The following is a 602-nucleotide window of genomic DNA, read 5'->3' on the forward strand; positions in this document are numbered from 1 at the left end:
AAGGCCAACTACCCGGCCGAGTACATGGCCGCGTTGCTGACCAGCGTCGGCGACGACAAGGACAAGGCCGCCGTCTACCTGGCCGAGTGCCGGCGGATGAAGATCAAGGTGCTGCCGCCGGACGTGAACGCCTCCGGGGCCCGGTTCACCGCCGTCGGCGCCGACATCCGGTTCGGCCTGGCCGCCGTGCGTAACGTGGGTACGAACGTGGTCGACGCGATCGCCCGGTGCCGCAAGGACAAGGGCGCCTACACCGATTTCTACGACTTCCTGCGCAAGGTCGACGCGGTGGCCTGCAACAAACGTACCGTCGAGTCGTTGATCAAGGCGGGGGCGTTCGACTCGCTGGGGCACACCCGCCGGGGCCTGCTGACCGTGCACGCCGACGCGATCGACTCGTTCATGGACCTCAAACGCAACGAGGCGGTCGGCCAGTACGACCTGTTCGGCGACGCGTTCGGCGCCGCCGACCCGGCCGGCGGCGGCGCGGGTCCGATGGTGGTCACCCCACCGATCCCGGACGGCGAGTGGGACAAGACCGACCTGCTCACCTTCGAACGGGAGATGCTCGGCCTGTACGTCTCCGACCACCCGCTGTTCGG

Annotated in this window: 1 protein-coding gene; it reads left to right on the forward strand. The window is 68.6% G+C overall.

Features of this window, described 5'->3' with window-relative positions; genetic code table 11:
• The coding region (locus ACXAHD_RS32335; protein ID WP_475055212.1) for a helix-hairpin-helix domain-containing protein at positions 1-602 on the forward strand (602 nt) is incomplete at both ends.

The organism is Micromonospora sp. ABR4_055, assembly GCF_056160425.1.